This is a genomic window from Butyrivibrio sp. XBB1001 (assembly GCF_000424505.1).
Taxonomy (GTDB): Bacteria; Bacillota; Clostridia; order Lachnospirales; family Lachnospiraceae; genus Butyrivibrio.
In genome coordinates, this window is record NZ_AUKA01000001.1 from 209,975 (window position 1) to 232,636 (window position 22,662).

14 protein-coding genes are annotated in these 22,662 nt (G+C 38.7%); 3 read left to right on the forward strand and 11 right to left on the reverse strand.

Annotation, left to right across the window (positions count from 1 at the left end; translation table 11 throughout):
- The 5 genes from mutL to G631_RS17585 all read right to left on the reverse strand — a co-directional run bounded on the left by mutL (position 1) and on the right by G631_RS17585 (position 9,376).
- Positions 1-1,965 (reverse strand): DNA mismatch repair endonuclease MutL, encoded by a 1,965-nt coding sequence (gene mutL / locus G631_RS0100950; RefSeq protein WP_026487831.1) that lies wholly within the window; start codon positions 1,963-1,965, stop codon positions 1-3.
- Positions 1,966-4,608: a DNA mismatch repair protein MutS gene (gene mutS, locus G631_RS0100955; RefSeq protein ID WP_026487832.1), complete on the reverse strand. Its 2,643-nt coding sequence runs from the start codon at positions 4,606-4,608 to the stop codon at positions 1,966-1,968.
- A gap of 87 nt (positions 4,609-4,695) precedes the next feature.
- The gene (gene miaB / locus G631_RS0100960; protein ID WP_026487833.1) at positions 4,696-6,150 is read right to left on the reverse strand and encodes a tRNA (N6-isopentenyl adenosine(37)-C2)-methylthiotransferase MiaB; all 1,455 of its coding nucleotides are present in this window, start codon (positions 6,148-6,150) and stop codon (positions 4,696-4,698) included.
- Between the two features lie 33 nt (positions 6,151-6,183).
- Entirely contained in the window at positions 6,184-7,428 is a 1,245-nt protein-coding gene (gene pepT, locus G631_RS0100965) for a peptidase T (protein ID WP_026487834.1), read from the reverse strand.
- A complete protein-coding gene (locus G631_RS17585; protein ID WP_051196694.1) occupies positions 7,415-9,376 on the reverse strand; it encodes an alpha-amylase family glycosyl hydrolase in 1,962 nt (653 codons plus the stop codon). Before G631_RS17585 ends, pepT begins: the two co-directional genes overlap by 14 nt.
- A 120-nt stretch (positions 9,377-9,496) precedes the next feature.
- Between G631_RS17585 and G631_RS0100975 the strand changes: the two genes are divergently transcribed.
- A complete protein-coding gene (locus G631_RS0100975; protein ID WP_051196696.1) occupies positions 9,497-9,862 on the forward strand; it encodes a DUF1292 domain-containing protein in 366 nt (121 codons plus the stop codon).
- Here G631_RS0100975 and G631_RS0100980 read toward each other — a convergent pair.
- The 4 genes from G631_RS0100980 to G631_RS0100995 all read right to left on the reverse strand — a co-directional run bounded on the left by G631_RS0100980 (position 9,793) and on the right by G631_RS0100995 (position 16,520).
- Positions 9,793-11,703: an ATP-dependent helicase gene (locus tag G631_RS0100980; protein ID WP_026487836.1), complete on the reverse strand. Its 1,911-nt coding sequence runs from the start codon at positions 11,701-11,703 to the stop codon at positions 9,793-9,795. The two genes, G631_RS0100975 and G631_RS0100980, sit on opposite strands and share 70 nt — an antisense overlap.
- Complete coding sequence (gene gltX, locus G631_RS0100985) at positions 11,693-13,177, reverse strand: glutamate--tRNA ligase (protein WP_026487837.1); 1,485 nt, start codon at positions 13,175-13,177, stop codon at positions 11,693-11,695. Before gltX ends, G631_RS0100980 begins: the two co-directional genes overlap by 11 nt.
- A 107-nt stretch (positions 13,178-13,284) precedes the next feature.
- Positions 13,285-13,722: a dUTP diphosphatase gene (locus G631_RS0100990; protein WP_026487838.1), complete on the reverse strand. Its 438-nt coding sequence runs from the start codon at positions 13,720-13,722 to the stop codon at positions 13,285-13,287.
- Between the two features lie 149 nt (positions 13,723-13,871).
- Positions 13,872-16,520 (reverse strand): heavy metal translocating P-type ATPase, encoded by a 2,649-nt coding sequence (locus G631_RS0100995; RefSeq protein ID WP_026487839.1) that lies wholly within the window; start codon positions 16,518-16,520, stop codon positions 13,872-13,874.
- A 173-nt stretch (positions 16,521-16,693) separates the two neighbouring features.
- Between G631_RS0100995 and G631_RS0101000 the strand changes: the two genes are divergently transcribed.
- Positions 16,694-17,707 carry a hypothetical protein gene (locus G631_RS0101000; RefSeq protein WP_026487840.1) on the forward strand — a complete coding sequence of 338 codons (1,014 nt, stop codon included), beginning with the start codon at positions 16,694-16,696 and terminating at the stop codon, positions 17,705-17,707.
- On the opposite strand, the gene G631_RS17590 is transcribed toward G631_RS0101000, so the two are convergent.
- Positions 17,704-18,891, reverse strand: coding sequence for an esterase/lipase family protein (locus tag G631_RS17590; RefSeq protein ID WP_035789079.1), 1,188 nt, complete (start codon positions 18,889-18,891; stop codon positions 17,704-17,706). The genes G631_RS0101000 and G631_RS17590 overlap by 4 nt on opposite strands.
- A 190-nt stretch (positions 18,892-19,081) precedes the next feature.
- A complete protein-coding gene (locus G631_RS0101010; protein WP_026487841.1) occupies positions 19,082-20,716 on the reverse strand; it encodes a class I adenylate-forming enzyme family protein in 1,635 nt (544 codons plus the stop codon).
- Positions 20,717-20,905: 189 nt separating this feature from the next.
- Here G631_RS0101010 and iorA point away from each other — a divergent pair, with 189 nt between their 5' ends.
- Positions 20,906-22,645 carry an indolepyruvate ferredoxin oxidoreductase subunit alpha gene (gene iorA, locus G631_RS0101015; protein WP_026487842.1) on the forward strand — a complete coding sequence of 580 codons (1,740 nt, stop codon included), beginning with the start codon at positions 20,906-20,908 and terminating at the stop codon, positions 22,643-22,645.
- The last annotated feature ends 17 nt before the right edge of the window (positions 22,646-22,662 follow it).

A 22,662-nucleotide genomic window follows, 5' to 3' on the forward strand; every position in this document is an offset into this window, starting at 1 on the left:
TTATTCAACCACTCGTTTAAACTTTTTATCTATTTCATATTTGCTCATTGAAATGATTGTTGGTCTGCCATGAGGACAGTTATAGGGATTATTAAGTGTCAGAAGTTCATCCAAAAGAGCTTCCATCTCTTGCCTGGTCATCTTAGTATTTCCTTTTACAGAAGCCTTACAGGCCATACTTGCTATCTTGTAATTTATTACATCTGGCGTTCTGTCCATGCTTGTTTCATGAGAAAGTTCATCAAGAATCTGAATAAACATATCCTTCTCGTTATCACATCCAAAAAGGTCCATTGGAATAGCTCTCATGGCATATTCATGACCACCAAAGTTCTCTATATTAAATCCAAGTTTTTCAAAATACTGTCTGTACTGTAAAAAGATTTCCTCTTCGGCAGAAGATAATGTCACTATTACTGGCGGATTGACCATCTGCGAGAGCATATCACCTGACTTGTATCTCTTTATCATGCGCTCATAGTTTACTTTTTCATGAGCAGCATGCTGATCTACCATGAACATCTTATCCTTAAAAGCAATGATCCAGTATGTACCAAAAATCTGTCCCAGAATTTCATATTCCTTGACATTTTCTTTTGATAATACCTTTTCTTCAAAAAGATCCAGCTGAACAGGCTTTTTCTCAATAACAATAGCCTCTGAACTTTTGATTATAGGAGACGGCTTTTCTTTCTTTTCTGCCTCTCTTCCGTCCAAGTCACCGAAAATTCTGGTCCATACCGCTGATTTATTGACGTCTTCAATCTTTATAGGTTCTTCCTTAACTCCTGTAGCATATACAGGCGTTGACTTCTCGGAAATAATGTTCTCTTCAAAGCGAACTCTCTCAAAAGGTTGAGGAGCAGAAGGCTTTGTAATAGGTTTTTCATTTGTTTCTACAGGTGCTTCTTCTTTTTGAGATTTCTTCTCTTCATTTTCATCCTCTTTACTGGATAAAAGAGCATCTGGAATCATCTCCTGAGTACTAAGCACCTTTTCAACATTAGACCTTATGACTTCATAAATAACAGCCTGATTGTCGAACCTCACTTCGAGCTTGGCAGGATGTACATTTACATCAACCATGGAAGGGTCCATTCTGATATGAAGGATAGCAAAGGGGAACTTATGCATCATAAGATATTCCTTATATCCTTCTTCCAAAGCCTTTGAAATCACTTTATCTTTAACATATCTGCCATTAACAAAGAAAACTTCAAAGTTCCTGTTAGACCTGTTAAGAGAAGGCTCTCCAAGGTAGCCCTCAATTGTTATTCCCTTTTCTTCTACATTTATTGGTCTTACACTTACAGAAACATCTCTACCATAGATCCTGTATATAAGCTCCTTAAGGTCGCCATTTCCTGAAGTTGAGAATTTGTCGTCCTTATTATTTATGTAGTGAAAAGAAATAGATGGATTATCAAGAGCAAGGTGCTCCATAACATCCCCTATATAGCTTCCTTCCGTCTGTGGTGTTTTTAAAAACTTCTTTCTGGCTGGAGTATTATAAAAAAGATTTCTTACAATAAATGTTGTCCCTTCTGGGGCACCGATTTCCTCAAAGGCAACTTCTTCTCCGCCATTTATAGAATACCTTGTTCCAGTCAGATCTTCTTTTGTCTTGGTTATCATATCAACCTGTGCTACAGAAGAAATACTAGAAAGAGCTTCACCTCTAAATCCCAAGGAGTGAATACTAAAAAGATCATCTATATTTTTGAGCTTACTTGTGGCATGACGCTTAAAAGCCTTTCTGATCTGACTTTTTTCTATACCGCTTCCATTATCCGATACACGTATCATATCGATTCCGCCGCCCTTAATCTCAACAGTAACTGCTGTGGCGCCTGAATCAATAGCATTTTCAACAAGTTCCTTGACTACGCTGGCAGGTCTTTCTACCACCTCTCCAGCTGCAATCTGATCTATAGTATTTTTATCAAGCTCATTTATGAAGGCCATTTAGTTTTTCCACCTGTTCTTTAAGTCACTTTGTAATTTGTAAAGCGTGTTTAAAGCATCCATTGGCGTCAGCGTAGTAATATCTATCTCCTGAAGCCTCTTTAAAACATCCTCATCCGTCACTGTATCAAACAGCGCCATCTGATTTGTATCAACATCATCGTAGTGCTTGACCTTAACTTTTTTATCGCTCTTATTGTCTCTGGCAATAGCCTGAACCTTTTCTGTAATATCATTTTCAGACAGCTCAGCCACAATCTCTTTTGCCCTGTCAATTACCATATCAGGAACTCCGGCAAGCTTAGCAACCTGTATACCATAGCTCTTATCTGCACCGCCCTTTACAATCTTTCGTAAAAAGACAATATCATCACCATTTTCCTTAACTGCAATGCAGTAGTTATTGACATTATCCATTTTGCCCTCAAGCTCAGTAAGCTCATGATAGTGAGTAGCAAACAAGGTCTTGGCTCCGAGGATTTTTCTATTACTGATATGTTCTGTAACAGCCCATGCTATAGCAAGTCCATCATAGGTACTGGTTCCTCTTCCAATTTCATCAAGGATCAAAAGAGAATTCGGAGTAGCATTTCTTAAGATATTAGCAACTTCATTCATCTCAACCATAAATGTAGACTGACCACTACCAAGATCATCAGAAGCTCCAACTCTTGTAAATATCCTGTCAACGACACACATATCTGCTTTTGATGCAGGAACAAAGCTTCCTATCTGAGCCATCAAAACTATAAGTGCAGTTTGCCTCATATAGGTTGATTTTCCTGCCATATTAGGGCCTGTGATAATAGAAATACAGTGCTTTTTATTATCAAGATATGTGTCATTTGAGATAAACATATCTGATGTATCTAGCATTTTCTCAACTACAGGGTGTCTTCCGTCCTTGATATTTATTGCCCCCTTCTCGTTTATAGAAGGCTTAACATAGTGATTCTTTTCAGCCACATAAGCAAGTGAAGCATAGACATCAAGTAGCGCAATTGCTTTGGCAGTAGTCTGGATTCTGTCTATCTCCAGTGAAATGGAATCCCTTATCTTACAGAACATCTCATACTCTAAGTTATTTAGTTTGTCCTGAGCATTTAGTATTGTATCTTCAAGTTCCTTAAGTTCAGGAGTAGTGTATCTCTCACAATTAGTAAGAGTCTGCTTTCTGATAAAGTAGTCAGGAACCTTATCTTTAAAGGAATTTGTTACTTCAAAGGAGTAGCCAAATACATTGCTATATTTAATTCTAAGGTTCTTTATGCCTGTCTTTTCTTTTTCGCTGTCTTCCATTTCAGCAAGCCACTGTTTACCATTGGTTCCAGCTTCTCTGAAATGGTCAATATCCTGATCAAAGCCATCCTTGATGATACCGCTCTCTTTTATGGCAAGAGGGGGTTCCTCAACAATTGCCTGGTCGATCAGTTCGTAAATATCATGAAGAGGATCAAGCTCATCCTGAAGTCTTGAAAGCTCCTCATTGTCTGCAGTATCTAAAAGAGAAGTCTTTATGGCAGGAATCATTTTTATTGAATTTCTAAAAGCCAAAAGATCCCTTGGATTTGCTGTTTTATATACAATCTTGGACATAAGTCTCTCTAAATCGTATATAGGCCCAAGATACTCTCTGATTTCTTCTCTTGTTACTACATTCTTGACCAGAGCACCAACTGCGCTTTGTCTCTTTAATATTTCTTCTTTGTCAATAAGAGGCTGCTCTATAAAGCTCCTTAATGTTCTTGCTCCCATTGCAGTCTTGGTCTTATCAAGTACCCACAAAAGAGATCCTCTCTTTTGCTTATCTCGCATAGTCTCAACTAGCTCAAGATTACGCCTTGTGGAACTATCAAGAAGCATATATTTGCTTGCAAGATAAGGATATACATGAGTGATATTTGAAATATCTGACTTCTGCATATCGATAAGATACTGAAGAAGAGCTCCTGCGGCAACAACTCCGTTAGGAAAGTCATCAAGTCCAAGGCCAATAAGGGATGAAACCTTAAAATGTCTCATGATAAGACGTTTACTACTGTCTTCATCAAAGTATCTTGCTTCAAGAGGATTAACAAAGGTCTGCAGTCTGTTTTTTAGTTCCTCAATATCTACTCCGCTAAAAGAAAATGCTTCATTACAGATAATCTCGGACGGCATGTATTTGCCAATTTCATCAAGAGTTTCTCTTAAGGTTGAAACCTCTGTAAGAAAATAATCTCCAGTTGTTACATCAGCTATGGAAATGCCAACATTATCAGGAGTATACAGGATACTCATTATGTAATTATTCTTGGTCTCCTCAAGGGACTGCATATTAAGATTAGTACCAGGAGTTACAATCCTTGTGACTTCTCTTTTTACGATACCTTTAGCAAGCTTGGGATCCTCAGTCTGCTCGCAGATTGCAACCTTATACCCTCTTGAAACCATCTTTGTAAGATAAGAATCTACAGCATGAAAAGGAACTCCGCACATGGGAGCTCTCTCTTCAAGGCCACAGGCCTTACCTGTAAGTGTTAATTCAAGCTCTTTGGATGCAACAATAGCATCATCAAAGAACAATTCATAAAAGTCTCCTAGCCTGTAAAAGAGAATACAGTCCTTATTCTCTTTTTTGGTCTGCAGATAATGCTGCATCATAGGTGATACTTTTTCTGTATCTACTGTGTTATACGAAGCTGTGCTTAAGCTCTCCACAACAAAATTTCCCCTTAATACAAAATATATTTATACTCTTTCCCCTGAAAAATAAAAGCCATGACATTCAGAAAGCTTCACCTTAACAATTTCCCCTATTAGTGACTCATCACCAGGAAAATGAACAAGTGTATTATTGCTCATCCTGCCTGTTACTAAAGATGCATCCTGATCATTGACGCTTTCAACAAGTACATCAGCACTCATTCCAGTCATTTTTTCAGATTGTACTCTCGCTGTTTCCTGAACAACTTTAAGAAGCCTGTCAAAGTTTTCCTTTACTTCTTTTTCTGGAACCTGATCAGCAAAGCCGGCAGCAGGAGTGCCTGTTCTCTTTGAATAAATAAATGTAAAAGCATTGTCAAACTGTGCTTTCTTAACTACATCTATGGTTTCATCAACATCTGCAGGTGTCTCTCCAGGGAAACCAACGATAATATCTGTAGTAATAGCTACATCAGGAAGCTTGTTTCTGATCTTATCTACAAGTTCAAGATACTGATCCTTAGTATATTTTCTATTCATCCTGCGAAGGATTTCTGTACTTCCGGACTGAAGAGGCAGATGGATATGCCTTGCAATCTTAGGGTTTCTTCCGATAACATCCAAAAGTTCATCGGAAAAATCCTTTGGATGAGGAGTCATAAAGCGAACTCTCTCTAGTCCCTCTACCTTGCATACTTCCTCTAAAAGCTGAGGAAATGTGATCTTGTTTGGATCATTATCTGCAAAATCATTACTATAAGAGTTAACATTTTGTCCAAGGAGCATGACCTCTTTAACTCCATCAGCCACAAGCTTCTCACATTCTCTAATAATATCTTTTGGAGATCTTGAGCGCTCTCTTCCTCGTACATAAGGCACAATACAGTAGGTGCAAAAATTATTACAACCAAACATGATATTAACGCCTGACTTAAATGGATATTTACGAAGAACAGGCAGATCTTCTACAATCTTGTCTGTTTCCTTCCAGATATCAATTATCATTCTGTCTGATTCAAGACATGTACATAAAAGTTCAGCAAACTTATAGATGTTGTGTGTTCCAAAAATAAGATCAACAAATCTATAACTCTTTTGTATCTTCTCAACAGCTGACTGTTCCTGCATCATACAGCCACATATAGCAATCTTCATATGAGGATTTTTCTTTTTGTGATTGCTGCATGCGCCAAGTCTTCCAAGAACTCTCTGATCTGCATTATCACGGACTGTACAAGTATTATAGATGACAAAATCCGCCTTTTCAGATTCAGTCTCCTCATAGCCAACAAGCTTTAGGATAGCGAGAAGCTTTTCTGAATCTCTGGCATTCATCTGACATCCAAAGGTTACAACACAGGCTGTGGGCTTTCTTCCTAGTTCCTTTTCAAGGTCAGATACATAAACCTTGGCCTTTTCAATAAACTCAAGCTGCTTAAGGCTCTCGTTATCTGACACTTCTGATCTATTACTATTTAAAATATTTATTTCTTTACTCATTTACTAACTCTTTCTAAATCAAACAATAACTAATTAATAATCCTTGCCATAGGCATCTACTATTCTAAGAAGAATATCAACAACCTTTTTCATCTCCTGGATTGAAGCATACTCATATTTGCCATGATAGTTGTAACCACCAGTGCAAAGATTTGGACAAGGAAGTCCCTTATATGAAAGTGCAGCTCCATCCGTGCCACCACGTATAGGAGAATCAATAGGTGTGATCCCAAGACTAGTCATAACCTTCTTGGCATTATCAACAAGGTGCATATGAGGACGTATCTTATCGATCATGTTGTAATACTGATCATGGATTTCTACCTCCACAGTTCCGGCGCCATACTTCTTGTTTAGAAATTCTCCGGCAGCAGCAAAAAGAGCTTTCTTTTCCTCAAAGTGCTTCTCATCATGGTCTCTTATGATATAGGAAGCTGTAGCCTTTTCACATCCACCATTTACCTCTGTTAAATGAAAGAACCCTTCTCTCTTTTCTGTGTACATAGGATTCTGGAACACAGGAAGAAGTGAATGAAATTCATAGCAGATAAGAGCCGCATTCACCATCTTATTCTTGGCATCACCAGGGTGAACGCTTCTGCCGTTAACTGTTATGTTACCTTCAGCAGCGTTAAAGTTCTCATATTCAAGCTCTCCAAGCTTGCCACCGTCAACAGTATAGGCATATTTAGCTCCAAACCTCTTGATATCAAAGAATGCTGTGCCTGCTCCAATCTCTTCGTCAGGTGTAAAGGCAATTTTGATATCACCATGTTTAATAGATGAATCTGTCAAAAGAGTTTCAGCCATTGTCATGATTTCTGAAACTCCTGCCTTGTCATCTGCACCAAGAAGAGTTGTTCCATCTGTTACGATAAGGTCTTCTCCAACATGATTTAAAAGCTCAGGGAAATCCTTTGGAGAAAGGACAACTTTGCCATCTGCAGAAAGAACAATATCATCTCCCTTATAACTCTCTACTATTCTTGGCTTAACATCCTTGCCACTTACTTCATCAGATGTATCCATATGTGATACAAAACCGATAGCAGGTCTTTCCTTACCATCGTCAATATTGGATGGAATGCTGGCATATACATAGCAGTGGTCCTTGTCATAATAAACATCAGAGGCTCCAATAGCTGTCAGCTCATCCGCAAGTAACTTGGCAAGGTCATGCTGCTTCATTGTAGATGGAGATGTACCTGTAGTATCATCTGACTGAGTATCAATTTTTACATATCTTAAAAATTTTTCTATTACGTCAATTTTTCCCATTTTTCTTTCTCCTGACTTCCTTTTTCTTTTTGTATTCAGGGTCCTTAACACTTTTGTAGATCCTGACGCTTCTCTCTGAAAGCAAATCTTTATCAGGTCTCTCAATATCCTTATAACTTGCATTAGAACTCTCTGTATCAGATAAAAGACTCCACTTTAGCCCGTCTGGAAGCTTAGGCAGAGCGAATTCAGTCATATTCCAGTGCATATTGAAGCAGATATAGATAAAAGGCTTCTCATCATCATCTTTGTCATATTGCCCGCAATATAACATACCAAGGACATGACTATAGCCAGAAAGATCTGGCCTCCAGGCTTCCTTGCCATGACATGAAAGATCCGGATATCCGCAGGAAATATAGTCCATAAGTTTAAACGGTCTGCGGTTGTGTAAGAACTTGTGAGAAAATCTTAAGCCCACAAGGAATTTAACATATTCATATATCTCTTTGTTCTTGTCAAGAGCCTTCCAATCTACCCAGCCAGTCTCATTGTCCTGACAATAAGGGTTATTATTGCCTCCCTGAGAATTGCCAAACTCATCACCGCTAAATATCATAGGTGTTCCCTGAGCCATGAACAGCATGGTGAGAATATTTTTTATCTGCTTGTTTCTAAGTGCAAGAATACTGTGTTTTCTGGTCCTACCTTCTATTCCACAGTTCCAGCTAAGGTTATTGTCAGAACCGTCTTTATTATTTTCTCCATTTTCTTCATTATGCTTGTGTTCATAGGCCACAAGATCGGCTAATCTAAAGCCCTCATAATCACAGATATAATTAATATTTCCCTGACTCTCATCATTTAAGGTTTCAGCCTTAAAGAAATCGGAAACTGTATTGTCGTCGCTCTTTAAAAAGCGTCTGGACGCATATAAAAATGCGTTATTATATGTAGCAAGCTTTCTCTCTTTTGGAATGATATTTCCATAAATATCTCTTGTATCAAACCAGTCATACCAGATCTTAACATCTGTAAAAAGCGGATCCTTCACTATATGCCTGACAGGGATACGTCCGCCCTTAAGATGAAATCCATCAATATGATAGGAACATCTCCAGTATCTAAGAGCATCTATAATAAGCGACTCATTTTCATTGTCCTGGAAGAAGAACTGCATAATAACTTCCATTCCATTTTCATGGAGAGTCTTTACAAAGGTCTTAAATTCAGTTTCTGCCATTTCTGGTTTTTCACAATAGGCAGTTCTTGGAGCAAAATAGTAACCTCTCTTATAGCCCCAATAGTTAAGCCTCTTTGTGATATCTTTTCCATCAACTAAAGAACCATCTCTGGAATAAACTATCTTTTCAAGGCTACTGGCACTCTTTAAAGGATTTTCAACCTCATTCATCTCATAAGCAGGCATCAGTTCAAGTGTTGTAACACCAAGTTCTTTTAGATAGGGGATCTTTTCAAGGATTCCTCCAAAAGTTCCTCTCTTGGAAAGTGTAACACCGCTGCCAGAACTCTTAGTAAATCCGCGCACATGCAAAAGATAAACAAAGCTATCTTCGTAAGGAATATTAGGGGATACGTCTCCACCCCAATCAAAACAAGAAACATCATAATCTGAACGGGATTTATTGGTCAGAAAAGCCCTGATCTCATTGTCAGGAACATCCTTGCCAAAGCTCTCAAGGCCTATCACATGCCTTGCATAGGCATCGCAAAAATATGAATTTCCCTGAAAATAGTTGTAGGATCTGTATTTGTCGATATTATCAATACCCTTTATTCTGGCAGAATAAATAGCACCCTTTTTAAGAGATGAGGGCAAGGTTATGGATAAAGGCTCAAGGCCATCCTGCATAGACTCAGGATACAGAGTAATACCGCATTTTACATCTTCTGAAAAAACTGTTCTTACAACAAGACTCTTATCATAGTCAATATAACAGCCAAGAGGATATGGCTTTTCATTACAAATTTCGAATTTTCCCCGCATGATACACTTCCTTATTTTTCACAATAGCCGTCTTATTTTATCACATATTTGCTTTATATGCACACAATCTATGCTATAATCTAGGTGTAATTAGTAAAACACATATAAAGGAGCCTATTTATGGAATTTTCAAAAGTAGCTACTGAAATGAACACCAGAATAGAAAATGGCGAGCAGGATACCGTAGAAATCGAGCTAGATCACGGCGAGGTTGTCAATTGCGCTATTATGATTGTTCTGACAGTTAACAATAAAGATTACATTGTTCTTCTGCCACTTGATAAAAATGGTCAGAATAATGATGGTAATGTCTGGTTCTACGAATTTATCTGGGATGGTTCAGATGACAAGGAGCCCGAGCTTGGTTACATCAGTGATGATGCTGAATATGAAGCTGTATCTGAAGCCTTTGACCTCTATCTTGATGACGTTGAGTTTGATGAACTTGTAGAGCTTCCTGAGGAAGGACTTGACGGGGAAGAATGATCCTTCTCCCATAGATATCTTATGGGCCTTAGAAATCTTGACGGCAACATAGGATTTTCTGTTGTTCCTGTAATATATGACATTATGAGCGCCTGTTTTGCCCTGGTCATCCCGACATAGAGCATACGGCGCTCTTCTTCTATCTGTGATAAGGTCACGCTACTCCTACTAGGAATTATTCCCTCATTAAGTCCAGGAAGCCAAACATAGTCATATTCAAGCCCCTTAGAGCCATGCATCGTTAGAAGAGATACGCATTTTCCATTTCTTTTTGCTGTAGGATTTTTGAGAAACTGAAAACTTTTCTCACGTATATCAGATAGCTCTTTTAAAAGAGATTTATTATCCTCAAATTTTGTTGCCAGCTCTGACAGTTCGTTTAAAGCATCGATTTCTCCAGGATAAAGCTTATCTACTCCTATTTCATTTCTAAGGAATCTAATAGTAAGTGTAGGCCTCATGTGTCCTAACATATTAAGTTGCCTAAATAGTTTATCTATTTCCTTTAGCTTTTCTGAATTTCCCCGATAGTAGTTTCTAAGAAGTGCCTCATTTACAATGCTCTGCGTTACTGCACTCCTACTAATGTACCTTTTAGGACTGTTCATGATCTTGAAAAAGAACTCCCTCTTTTTGCCCTCATACACAAACCTTAAATAATTTTCGCAGAGTCTTACAGCTTTTGAGTCCGCAAAACTTTTTGCTTTTGTATCAAGATTTGTTGGAATACCTGCCATTTTGCAGGTATTTGCAAGGAACATTGCCTCAGAGTTTGTCCTGAAGATAAAGGCAATTCTGTCAAGTTCATGCATATGATCAGATAAAAAGGTTATGATTGCCTTATTCTGCTGAGCCTTATCAATATATCTCCTTGGATAAACATAGCCTTCCCCATTTGAATCATCTGCAACAAGTTCTTTTTTAAACCTGATTGTATTATCTGCAATCAGCTTGTTAGATGCTGATAATATCTTTTTACCGCAACGGTAATTTATATTTAGATTTATGATCCTAGGACTTATACCATCAAACTCAGTCTCAAACTTTTGCATGATTGAAGGGTCCGACCCTCTAAAGCCATAAATTGACTGATCATCGTCTCCTACAACAAAGAGATTATTAGTTTTGCATAGGAGTCTTATGACCTTATACTGCATCATATTTATATCCTGATACTCATCAATCAGAACATATCTAAAGCGTTCACTAAAACTCTCAAGTATGCCTTGGTTTTCGCATAAAAGCTTGTAACATTCAATTATCATGTCATCAAAATCCAGTAGTCCAAATTCCCTAAGAGCTTTGTTATACTCCTCAAATATCACATTAAAATAACTGCCAAGAGGGACATTCTCGTGCTTATCCTCCTTGGAAAAACCTACATTTTTAACTCTCGATATTTCTGACAGTATATCTCCTATCATATCTAAAGAGTCAATAAAATCCTGCCTGTTACTTCCGGCATTATTAGATAATCTTAAGATAATATCCTTAACAACCTTGTACTTATCAATCTCACTTATGATCTGTAATCTGTTTGATGGATTCGACGATCGAATGATCTGGTAAAAAACAGAATGAAATGTGCCAAAACACACCTCAGGATAATTAGAATCAGTGATCTTTAAAAATCTGTGCTGCATCTCAAGGGCGGCAGCTTTTGTAAATGTAATGACTAAAACCTGTGAAGGATCTACTGAACACTCCTCTACAAGATGTCTTAGTCTATGGACAATAACAAAGGTTTTGCCGCTCCCTGGCCCTGCAAGAATCATTGCAGGGCCATCCTCGTGAAGAATTGCCTCCATCTGAGCGGCATTACCATTTATATTATTTTTCAAGAAGTGCTATGCTCTTCTTCATACGGGCGATCGTCTCGTCCTTGCCGATAACTTCCATGAGTTCAGTAGCTCCACATGGTGTCATCTCCTTACCACAAACTGCAATTCTAACTGGCCAGAGAACATATCCGTTCTTGTACTCGTGAGATTTGATATAGTCTGAAAGAAGTGCAAAAAGTGAATCATTAGTGTAGTCATCATGTGCCTCGAGAAGAGGTAAAACCTCCTTAAGAACAGCAAGTGATGTCTCTTCATTGGTCTTCATCTTCTTGTGTGTAAAGATTGCTGTATCATACTCAGGCATCTCATTAAAGAAATCCACCATACCCTCAATATCAGGGAATATCTCAATTCTGGTCTTGACCATTGATGCAATCTGATGCATCTTCTTGTCATCTGACTTAAGAGCCTCATTTGTAATAGCTTTATCAAGGTAAGGCTTGGCCATTTCAAAGAACTTGTCATCATCCATAGCCTTAAGGTACTCACCGTTCATCCACTTAAGCTTTGTATAATCAAACACAGCTGGAGACTTGTTGATACGTGTATAGTCAAACTTCTTGATAAGATCATCAAGGCTCATGATCTCGTTATTATCCTCTGGAGACCAGCCAAGAAGAGCTACAAAGTTAACTACAGCTTCTGCAACAAAGCCCTGCTCGATAAGATCCTCAAATGATGAATGACCAGATCTCTTAGAGAGTTTATGATGCTCCTCATCTGTAATAAGTGGGCAATGGATATACTTAGGAACTTCCCATCCAAATGCATCATAGAGTCTGTTGTACTTAGGTGATGATGAAATGTACTCGTTACCACGAACAACATGTGTGATACCCATAAGGTGATCATCAACAACGTTTGCAAAGTTATATGTTGGATATCCGTCAGACTTAATAAGGATCATGTCATCAAGTTCCTTATTCTCGACAGTTACATCTCCGTAAAGCTCATCGTGGAAAGTAGTTGTTCCCTCTGTAGGATTGTTCTGTCTGATAACAAAAGGCTTACCCTCAGCAAGGTTTTTCTCAACTTCCTCTTTTGAAAGGTGGAGGCAGTGCTTGTCATATACACTGATCTGCTTCTTGCCGCCGTTTCCGTCATCAATCTCCTGAACAAGAGTAGCAAGTCTCTCCTCATCACAGAAGCAGTAATAAGCTTCGCCCTTGTCTACAAGCTCCTTGGCATACTGCATATAGATGCCGGATTTCTGTCTCTCACTCTGAACATAAGGACCAACAGGGCCTCCGATATCAGGACCTTCATCATGTACAAGACCTGTATCCTTAAGTGTCTGATAAATGATCTCAGTAGCACCTTCTACAAAACGCTCCTGGTCTGTATCCTCAATTCTCAGAATATAATCTCCACCCTCATGCTTAGAAATAAGATAAGCATAAAGAGCTGTTCTTAAGTTACCTACATGCATACGTCCTGTTGGACTAGGTGCATATCTTGTACGAATTTTCATGATGTTCTCCTTGTTTTATTATTCTTGTAAGCTCCAAAATTGAAGCATAAAAACTTTTTTGTCACAATGTTCTGTTATAGCACAATAAGAAATCTGTGTCAAAAGAACTCTTAATTTTTGCCAGTTGATCCAAAGCCGCCACGATCTGCGCCTTCAAGGTGTTCTTTTTCATCAAATACAATAGTTGGCTGATTCTCCATAATGCGGAACTGGCAAATGCGGTCGTTAAAAGAAATATGAGTATCGCGCATTGCAATTACCGGCATAAACCACTGATCATTATCTCCGCAGTAGGAATGATCTATGATGCCCATTGAATTAGCCTGGATCACTCCAAAATTCTTAAAAGTAGAACTGCGTGGTACCACATGAGCCTCATAACCTTCTGGTATTTCCATGGCAATGCCAAGTGGAATAAGCTTAAACTCTCCCTGTTTAAGATCAACATCTTCTGCACTTCTAAGATCTATCCAATCGGATTTTCCATCTATATATTCAAGCTTTTGAAGCTTATCATTAAAATATTTGATCTTTATTGTCTTCTCCATAACACTCTCCCATTTTCATATTTCTAATCCATGAATTAGAATATCATTATTATCGCCATGTTACAATAAACCAAAATTATATGGGCTGTTACCAAAAATGATAACAGCCCATACTTTCTTAGCTAATGAATCAAGCACTACAGATGATATCAGTCGATTCCAAGAACTTTGTAATCCTGATCTTCTACTGCCTGGCGAAGCTTATCGTCAGATACATCTGATGTAAGTGTTATGACAGCTGTTCCATTTTCATGATTAACTTCAGCAAGTGTAATTCCTTCTATTGTTTCAAGAGCCTTCTTAACCCTTGCTTCGCAGTGGCCACACATCATGCCCTCAATTCTCATTGTCTTTGTCATTTGTTTTTCCTCCGTTTTTATATTTAAATCCTCATTACTAGTATCTATTTTATCACTATTTGCATCTTTACTATAGATATCTATGGTAACAGGATTCTTTACTTTTTTATCCCTTGAAGAATCTTTTATATCAAAAAGATTAAGTCTAAGGGCGTTTGTAACTACAAAAAAGCTTGATAAGCTCATAGCTGCAGCTCCTATCATAGGGCTTAAGGACAAGCCAAATGCATGATAATAAGCTCCAGCGGCCAGCGGTATGCCAAGTACATTGTAAAAGAATGCCCAGAAAAGATTCTCATGGATATTCTTAAGTGTCTGTCTGGACAGTCTTATGGCACCAGCAGCATCGAGAAGTGAATCCTTCATAAGAACAACATCTGCAGCATCAATAGCTACATCAGTTCCTGCTCCAATTGCAATTCCTAAATCTGCTGTTGTTAAGGCTGGTGCATCATTTATTCCATCGCCAACCATTGCAACCATTCCTTTTTTAGACAGTTCTTTTACCACTTGGGCTTTTCCTTCAGGTTTTACTCCGGCAACTATCTCGTCAACGCCAGCTTTTTGGCCAATTGCTCTGGCAGTCATTTCATTGTCGCCTGTTAGCATGACAACATGAATACCAAGATTCTTAAGCTGCGAGACTGCTGTGGCTGAGTCCTCTTTAATAGTGTCAGCAACAGCAATAATGCCTAAAAGAGCATTGCCCTTTGAGAAAAACAAAGGTGTCTTACCCTCTTTTGAAAGTTCCTTGGCTCGCAATTCTACTTCAGGAGAGACAATTGCATTTTCTTTAATATATTCAAGGTTACCGCCCCTTACCAGATTTCCGTTAAAGTATCCCTCTAGCCCATTTCCTGGATATGCCTTAAAATCTGTAACTTCCTCTTCTAAATCTACAATTATCTCATCAGTATATTTCACAACTGCCTTAGCAAGAGGATGTTCACTCTTTTTCTCAAGGGCTGCAGCAGTTTCCAAAAGCTCATCCTCAGAAAGTCTTCCAATTGAGTAACCGCTTGACGAAAAGTGTTCTGCTGTAAAAACATCAGTCACAACAGGTTCACCCTTTGTGATAGTTCCTGTCTTATCAAGAGCTATTATCTTGGTCTTTCCTGCATTTTCAAGAGCTGAAGCGGTCTTAAACATTATGCCGTTTTTGGCAGCCATTCCATTTCCAACCATGATGGCAACTGGAGTAGCAAGGCCAAGGGCACATGGACAGCTTATTACAAGAACTGCAATCGCTCTTGATAAAGAAAACGGGAAACTTGCTCCCACAAGTAGCCATATTATAAAGGTCAAAAGAGCTATTCCTATAACTACAGGAACAAAAACACCGCTTACTCTGTCTGCCACCTTGGCTATCGGAGCCTTTGTTGATGCAGCATCACTTACCATCTGGATTATCTGCGATAGAGATGTATCTTTCCCGACTCTGACAGCTCTGCACTTAATAAAGCCATCCTGGTTTATTGTTGCAGATGAAACATTGTCTCCTATAGATTTATCTACAGGAATGCTTTCTCCTGTAAGGGCAGATTCATTAACAGCGCTGTTTCCTTCTACTATGACGCCATCAACTGGGATGGACTCTCCAGGTCTGACAACAAAAATATCTCCTTTCTTGATATTCTCAATTGGAACAGTTATCTCTTTTCCAGCATCATCTAAAATTACAGCTTCCTTGGGAGATAACTTGATCAGACTCTTTAAAGCATCCGTTGTCTTTCCCTTACTCCTTGCCTCTAACATCTTTCCAACAGTGATAAGAGTCAGGATCATAGCTGCTGATTCAAAATATAGATTGTCCATATAGCCCATAACTGCATCAGCATCGCCCTTTACCTGAGCATCCGTCATCAAAAACAAAGCCACAAGGCTGTATAAAAATGACGCACCGCTTCCAAGTGCAACCAGGGAATCCATATTAGGCGCTCTATGTATCAGAGAAGAAAAGCCGCTTACAAAAAACTTCTTGTTGATAAACATGATTATTATGGCCAGAAGCATCTGTACAAGCCCCATAGCCACATGATTTCCATCAAAGAAGCCTGGAAGCGGAAATCCAAACATCATATGCCCCATTGAAAAATACATCAGGACAATCAAAAAGCCAATAGAATAAATAAGTCTTTTCTTTAATACAGGAGTTTCATGATCCTTAAGAGCCTCTTCCTCTGCAGCATATAAATTGCCACTATCAGCGCCTGCTTCACTTGATGAAACTTTAGATTCACCATTCATGGAGCTTGCTCCATAGCCTGCCTTCTCGACTGCATCTATAATCTGACTACTATTTGCGTTACCCTCAACTAACATCGTGTTAGTAAGAAGATTAACACTACAGCTATCAACTCCCTCCAGGCCACTTACGGCCTTTTCAACCCTAGCCTGACATGCAGCACAGCTCATGCCCGTTACTATATATTTATCCATATAATTTTTCCTTTTCCAGTAAAAAGATTTTGTACAATTATTTATTATAATAATATTTTTCTAGAAAAATTTCAAATCAGCATAAATATCATGTTATTATGTAATAAAAGTAGTCTATTTACAGTTCTAGTTATCTTCTATCCATGAGAATACGTGTTTCGGGGGAAATAATAATGACTAGCAAAAAGAAAAATCTTATCTATTTTATTCTTCTTGGAATCTTTATTATCGTTTTTTTAATCATTAGCATTTTGTATCTTGTAAAACGAAATAATTCATCCATAATAATCCAGGGTGATCCTAAAAACATTGTTCTTGATGGCTTTGAAGGTAATCTTGATTTCGTTGCCGTTACAGTAAGTGCTGAAGGCGGCTTTATAACAAACGAAGACGCTATTTCTTTTTCCTTGGATGAAAAGACCTATAGCGCACAGCCTCATGACCTTGTTATAGAATTTAAAAATGCTGTTTCTGACTATGGGCAGAACATTTCCGGCAGCATTTCAAGCCCTCAGATGCATTTTACACCCTCCGATTCTGAATCAATCTCGGTCTTTGCTGATACCATCAGAATAAAAAAAGGTGATCGTTTGACTGAAGGTTATACTGATGAAGCCAGCACAAGCCAGAAAACAGTTATAAATAATACAGAGATTTATATGTCAGGCTTTTTATCTTCTGATTATTTGCATATATGGAATGAATATCCATTATTTGCAGATTCTAATACTGTTATTAAATTAAAGGGAGAAGTTATTAGCGAAAACGGCGGACAACTAGATTTAAAAGATTGCTGCAGCTTTACTATTGGTGATTCAGAAAGCTTACAGATGACTCTCTCTGATTCTAATGATGATTTTTACTTAAATGGAGCCGTAAAACAAGTCTATGGCACCTTAGAAAATGATAATGCTGAGCTTTATTACACATCTTCTGCTTCCCAGAATAGTTTCTTTTGCGGGAACCAGAACTTGTATACAGCTGGTAAAGAGTTAAAGACCACGTACATTTATGGCAGAGATTCTGCAGACCTTGTAGTAAGCGGAAAACCTTCCGTAGCAAGACTCGAGGGCATTGATGTCACAGAAGGTTTTCTACAATATCTGATTTCTAATTTTGATTCATTTTTTATGGCATTTTTTGGTGCTCTACTTGCACTTGTAATTGACAAGACCTTAAAAGATTAAAAGCCAAGTTGTTTTAAATTGCTTACAAGCTGAACATAAAACTCCCTGACATCAAATCCAGGTATGTTTTCTCTGTTTAGGTCGATCATGTCGCCGTGAGATATACCTCTATTACAAGGCGGATTCAGGAAAGTAAAATTCGATCCCCAGCTAAAAGACTTCTCCCCAACAAGGCCATCATTTCTGCCATCAAAGTACTTAACAAGGTGGTAGGAAAAATTAAGAGGAAATCTTCCGCCAGAAGCCTTTCCCATATAGCTTCCAACGCTCTGATAATAAACCTTTGGAGAATCTGGTGTTCTTTTATTAAACTCAGAGCAGGCATAATGAGTAAGATCAGTTACAGCTTCAATGAAATTAGGGTTAGGATCTCCAATCTTTCTTAAGGCTGCATTGTAGGAATTAGCCACTTTATCTTTAAAGCCCTGTCCTATCTTATCTAAAAGAAAATCTGCAAATTCGCAACCTCTGTGAGGTGTATTGATTGTTGTGAGGCTTGCAACATACTCATCAGCTCCGTACCTTGCTATTGCTGCTCTTGTATCAAGTCCTCCCTTGGAATGTGCAATTACATTTACCTTTTCGCAGCCCGTTTCTTGTACGATCTGCTTTATTCTAAAAGCCAGTTCTCTTCCGCACTCTTCTACAGATGCTGCAGACTGCTGATTTCCAAAATATATTGTTGCACCATTTTGCTGAAGTTCAGGAGCAATTCTTCCCCAATAATTTAAAAAAGCAGGCTTAAAGTCTCTAAAGAAAACTCCATGAACCATTAGAATTGGATATTTAGTCTGACATATCCTATATGGTGCCCTCTGCTCATTTGTTATGATTTTGCTGTTTTCAAACTTAGCTTCTTCCTTGGCAGTTTTAATGATCTTTGGCAAGATGTACAGATCAAAAGGCCATATCCATCCCCAGAAATATACAACTGTCTTGGTTACAATCCCTACCTGAGTCGAGTTTCTTATAATCCCAACAACAGAGACAATGTAAAGAATAAAGTTCAAAACACATGCCAGTAAGGATAGTAAAAGCCATGGAAGAAACTGCCCTTTAAAATCTGGAATAACCTTGTAGGCAAAGTAAATACCACTGGTAATCGGAATAGCGTGTGATAACATCAGATAGGCAAAAAGAAGCCTTGCTGAACTTTGTAGATCTTTTAATTTCTTAGTTCTCATTTATTGTTTCCCTCAACTTTTTTCATTATTTTAGCTCTACTCAAATAGACATTATTATAAATACATTTAGGCTAAATGTATATATATCATGATCTTTCTAAATATTCTAACAATCGGATTTTGCAAATTGTTTCAAAAAGAAAAAAGAAGCTGACTTAGCAGCTTCTTTTACAAAAAAATATGATAGGTTTTAAGCCCTATTTTGCTTCTCAACAAGGTGATCTCCGCAGTACTTTAAGCGAAGCTTTGGTTTATCTATCTTGCCTGTAGGATTACGAAGAACAGTATCAAAAATTATCTTTCTTGGTCTCTTGTAACGGGGAAGATCCACGCAGAAGGCTTCAACTTCATCTTCCGAGAGAGTCATTCCCTCTTTTACCTGAATGATGGCAGCTGCAATCTCACCAAGTCGCGGATCAGAGAGACCAATAACTGCGACGTCATGTATTTTATCATTCTTCATAAGGAAGTTCTCAATCTGCACAGGATAAAGGTTCTCACCGCCTGATATGATGACGTCCTTTTTACGGTCAACAAGGAAGATAAAGCCATCTTCGTCCTGACGAGCCATATCACCTGTAAAGAGCCATCCATCCTTGAGTATCTCTGCTGTAGCCTCAGGATTTTTGTAATAGCATACCATAACTCCAGGCCCCTTAACACAAAGTTCTCCAATTTCTCCCTTTTCTACAGGCTTTCCTTCTTCATCTACAATCTTTGTTTTCCAGCCATAGCCGGGAACTCCGATTGCCCCAACCTTATCAACATGATCCATTCCAAGATGTACGCATCCAGGACCTGTTGATTCAGAAAGTCCATAATTGGTGTCATATTTGTGATGAGGAAAATACTCAAGCCAGTGCCTTACAAGTGATGGTGGGATTGGCTGAGCACCAATATGCATAAGTCGCCACTGAGAAAGCTTATAATCCTCAAGCTTAAGTTTTCCGCTGTCAAGAGCTGCCAGTATGTCCTGAGCCCAAGGCACAAGAAGCCAAACTATAGTGCAATGCTCCTCAGAAACTGCCCTGAATATTGATTCTGGGGAATTTCCTTTTAAAAGAACTGCTCTGCTACCTGTAAATAATGATCCAAACCAGTGCATCTTGGCCCCTGTATGATAAAGTGGCGGAATGCATAAAAAGCAGTCTTCATGTTTTGTTTCGTGATGCATAGCCTCCATTTTGGCTGACTGCATAAGAGCTGTATGAATATGCAAAATAGCCTTTGGAAAACCTGTAGTACCAGATGAAAAATAAATAGCTGCATCATCACTATCTTCAAGTAAAACCTTAGGTGCTACAGAAGAAGCATTGGAAACCTGCCTAAAATAATCCTCTGCATATGATGGGCACTGATCTCCAACATAGTAAAGAAGCATTTCCTTTTTAAGCTTTTGAGCAATATCCTCAATTCTTCCTATAAATTCAGGACCATAGAATAAGACATCAGAATCAGATGCCTTAAGGCAATAATCAATTTCCTCAGAATCAAATCTAAAATTTAAAGGTACAGCCACAGCCCCGGATTTCAGGATTCCAAAATATATAGGAAGCCACTCAAGGCAGTTCATCAAAAGAATAGCGCATTTCTGCCCCTTCTTTATTCCTCTTTCCATAAGCATATTTGCTACACGATTTGCCTTCTCATCAAACACAGACCAGGTAATCTGTCTTCTGTAATAAGCTGTGGAGGTTGGCTGTATCAGCTCGTACTCTCTCCAGGTAACTCTCTGTTCCTCTCTAATTTCAGGATTTATCTCAACAAGAGCTACCTCATCCCCATAGAGTTTGCTATTTCGTTCAAGTAAATCTGTTATTGGCATAAATGTAATCCCCTTCTTGTGCACTTTAAAGTGCTAAAGTAAATTATAAACTATAAATCTCCCTATATCAAGATTTAGCTTGATTTTGTATCTATTTTTTATTATTCTGTTATATAGGTCCACTTTACCACTTTAAATCATAAGCATGTGAAAGTTGACCTAAAAAAGTATTGGTAGGAGGTATTTTTAATGAGTTCTAGCACTAATAAACAGCTACTACTGGGCAATAAGGCTGTTGCCCGTGGATTATATGAAGCTGGCGTCTGTTTTATTTCAAGTTATCCTGGTACTCCTAGTACAGAAGTAACTGAAGAGGCTGCCAAGTACGATGAGATCTACTGCGAGTGGGCTCCCAATGAGAAGGTAGCTATGGAAGCCGCCTTTGGCGCGTCCCTTGCCGGCAAAAGAGCTTTCTGCGCCCAAAAACATGTTGGCCTTAATGTGGCAGCAGATCCCCTCTATACTATGTCCTACACTGGGGTTAACGCAGGACTTGTAATTGATGTTTCTGATGATGCAGGCATGCATTCTTCTCAGAATGAACAGGATTCAAGGCACCATGCAATTGCAGCCAAGGTACCTATGATTGAGCCCTCTGATTCAGAAGAAGCTTTGGAATTTACAAAAATCGCCTTTGAAATGTCAGAAAAGTTTGATACTCCTGTCCTTCTTAAAATGTGCACTAGAGTTGCACACTCTCAGTCCCTTGTATCTGTTGGGGATAGATTTGTTCCAGATAAGCCCTATGAAAAAAATATAGCCAAATACGTTATGATGCCTGGAAATGCTAAAAAGCGTCATCCCATCGTAGAACAGCGTACAAAAGACCTTATAGCATATGCAGAAAACTGTCCTCTAAACCGAGTTGAAGAGGTAATAGGCTCTGAAATTGGAATTATCACATGTTCAACTTCATATCAGTATGTAAAAGAGGTATTTGGAGATACTGTATCTGTACTTAAACTTGGTATGACAAATCCACTTCCAGAAATACTTATAAAAGATTTTGCATCAAAAGTAGATAAACTCTACGTTGTAGAAGAACTTGATCCAATCATAGAAAATCATGTAAAGGCCCTGGGTCTTTCTGTATCTGGAAAAGATACACTTCCAATAGTTGACGAGTTTTCACAAAATCTTATAGCAAAGGCTTTTGGCAGAGATGTAGACAGTTCTTTTGCCACAGACTTTGAAATTCCAAACAGGCCTCCTGTAATGTGCGCAGGCTGCCCTCACAGAGGCTTGTTCTACACTCTTAAAAAAAATAACTGTACAGTTTTAGGTGATATTGGATGCTACACTCTTGGCGCTGTTCCTCCTCTTGGAGCTATTGAAATGACTCTTTGCATGGGTGCTTCCATAGGCGCTCTCCACGGCTTTAACAAGGTAAGAGGAGCAGAAAGCGAGCATAAGACCGTTGCTGTTATCGGAGATTCAACCTTCATGCACTCTGGTATGACAGGCCTTGCAAACGTTGCCTACAACCAGTCAAACTCAACAATAGTTATCGTTGATAACTCTATAACTGGAATGACAGGCCATCAGCAGAATCCTACAACTGGTTACAACATAAAAGGTGATCCTGCTGGAAAGATTGATCTTGAAGCTCTCTGCAGAGCAATGGGATTTGAAAGAGTTCGCGTAGTTGACCCCTATAACCTGGAAGAATGCGACAAGGTTTTAAAAGAAGAACTCTCAGCTGATGCTCCTTCTGTCATTATTTCAAGAAGGCCCTGCGCACTTCTAAAATACGTCAAACATAATCCTCCGCTTTCTGTTAACACAGAAAAATGTGTTGGATGTAAGTCCTGCATGAGAATCGGTTGCCCAGCTATATCAATGAAGAACGGGAAGGCTCACATCGACATAACTCTTTGCGTAGGCTGCAATGTCTGCAGTCAGCTCTGCCCTGTTTCAGCCCTTGCCTAGAGCAAATGGAACTAGGG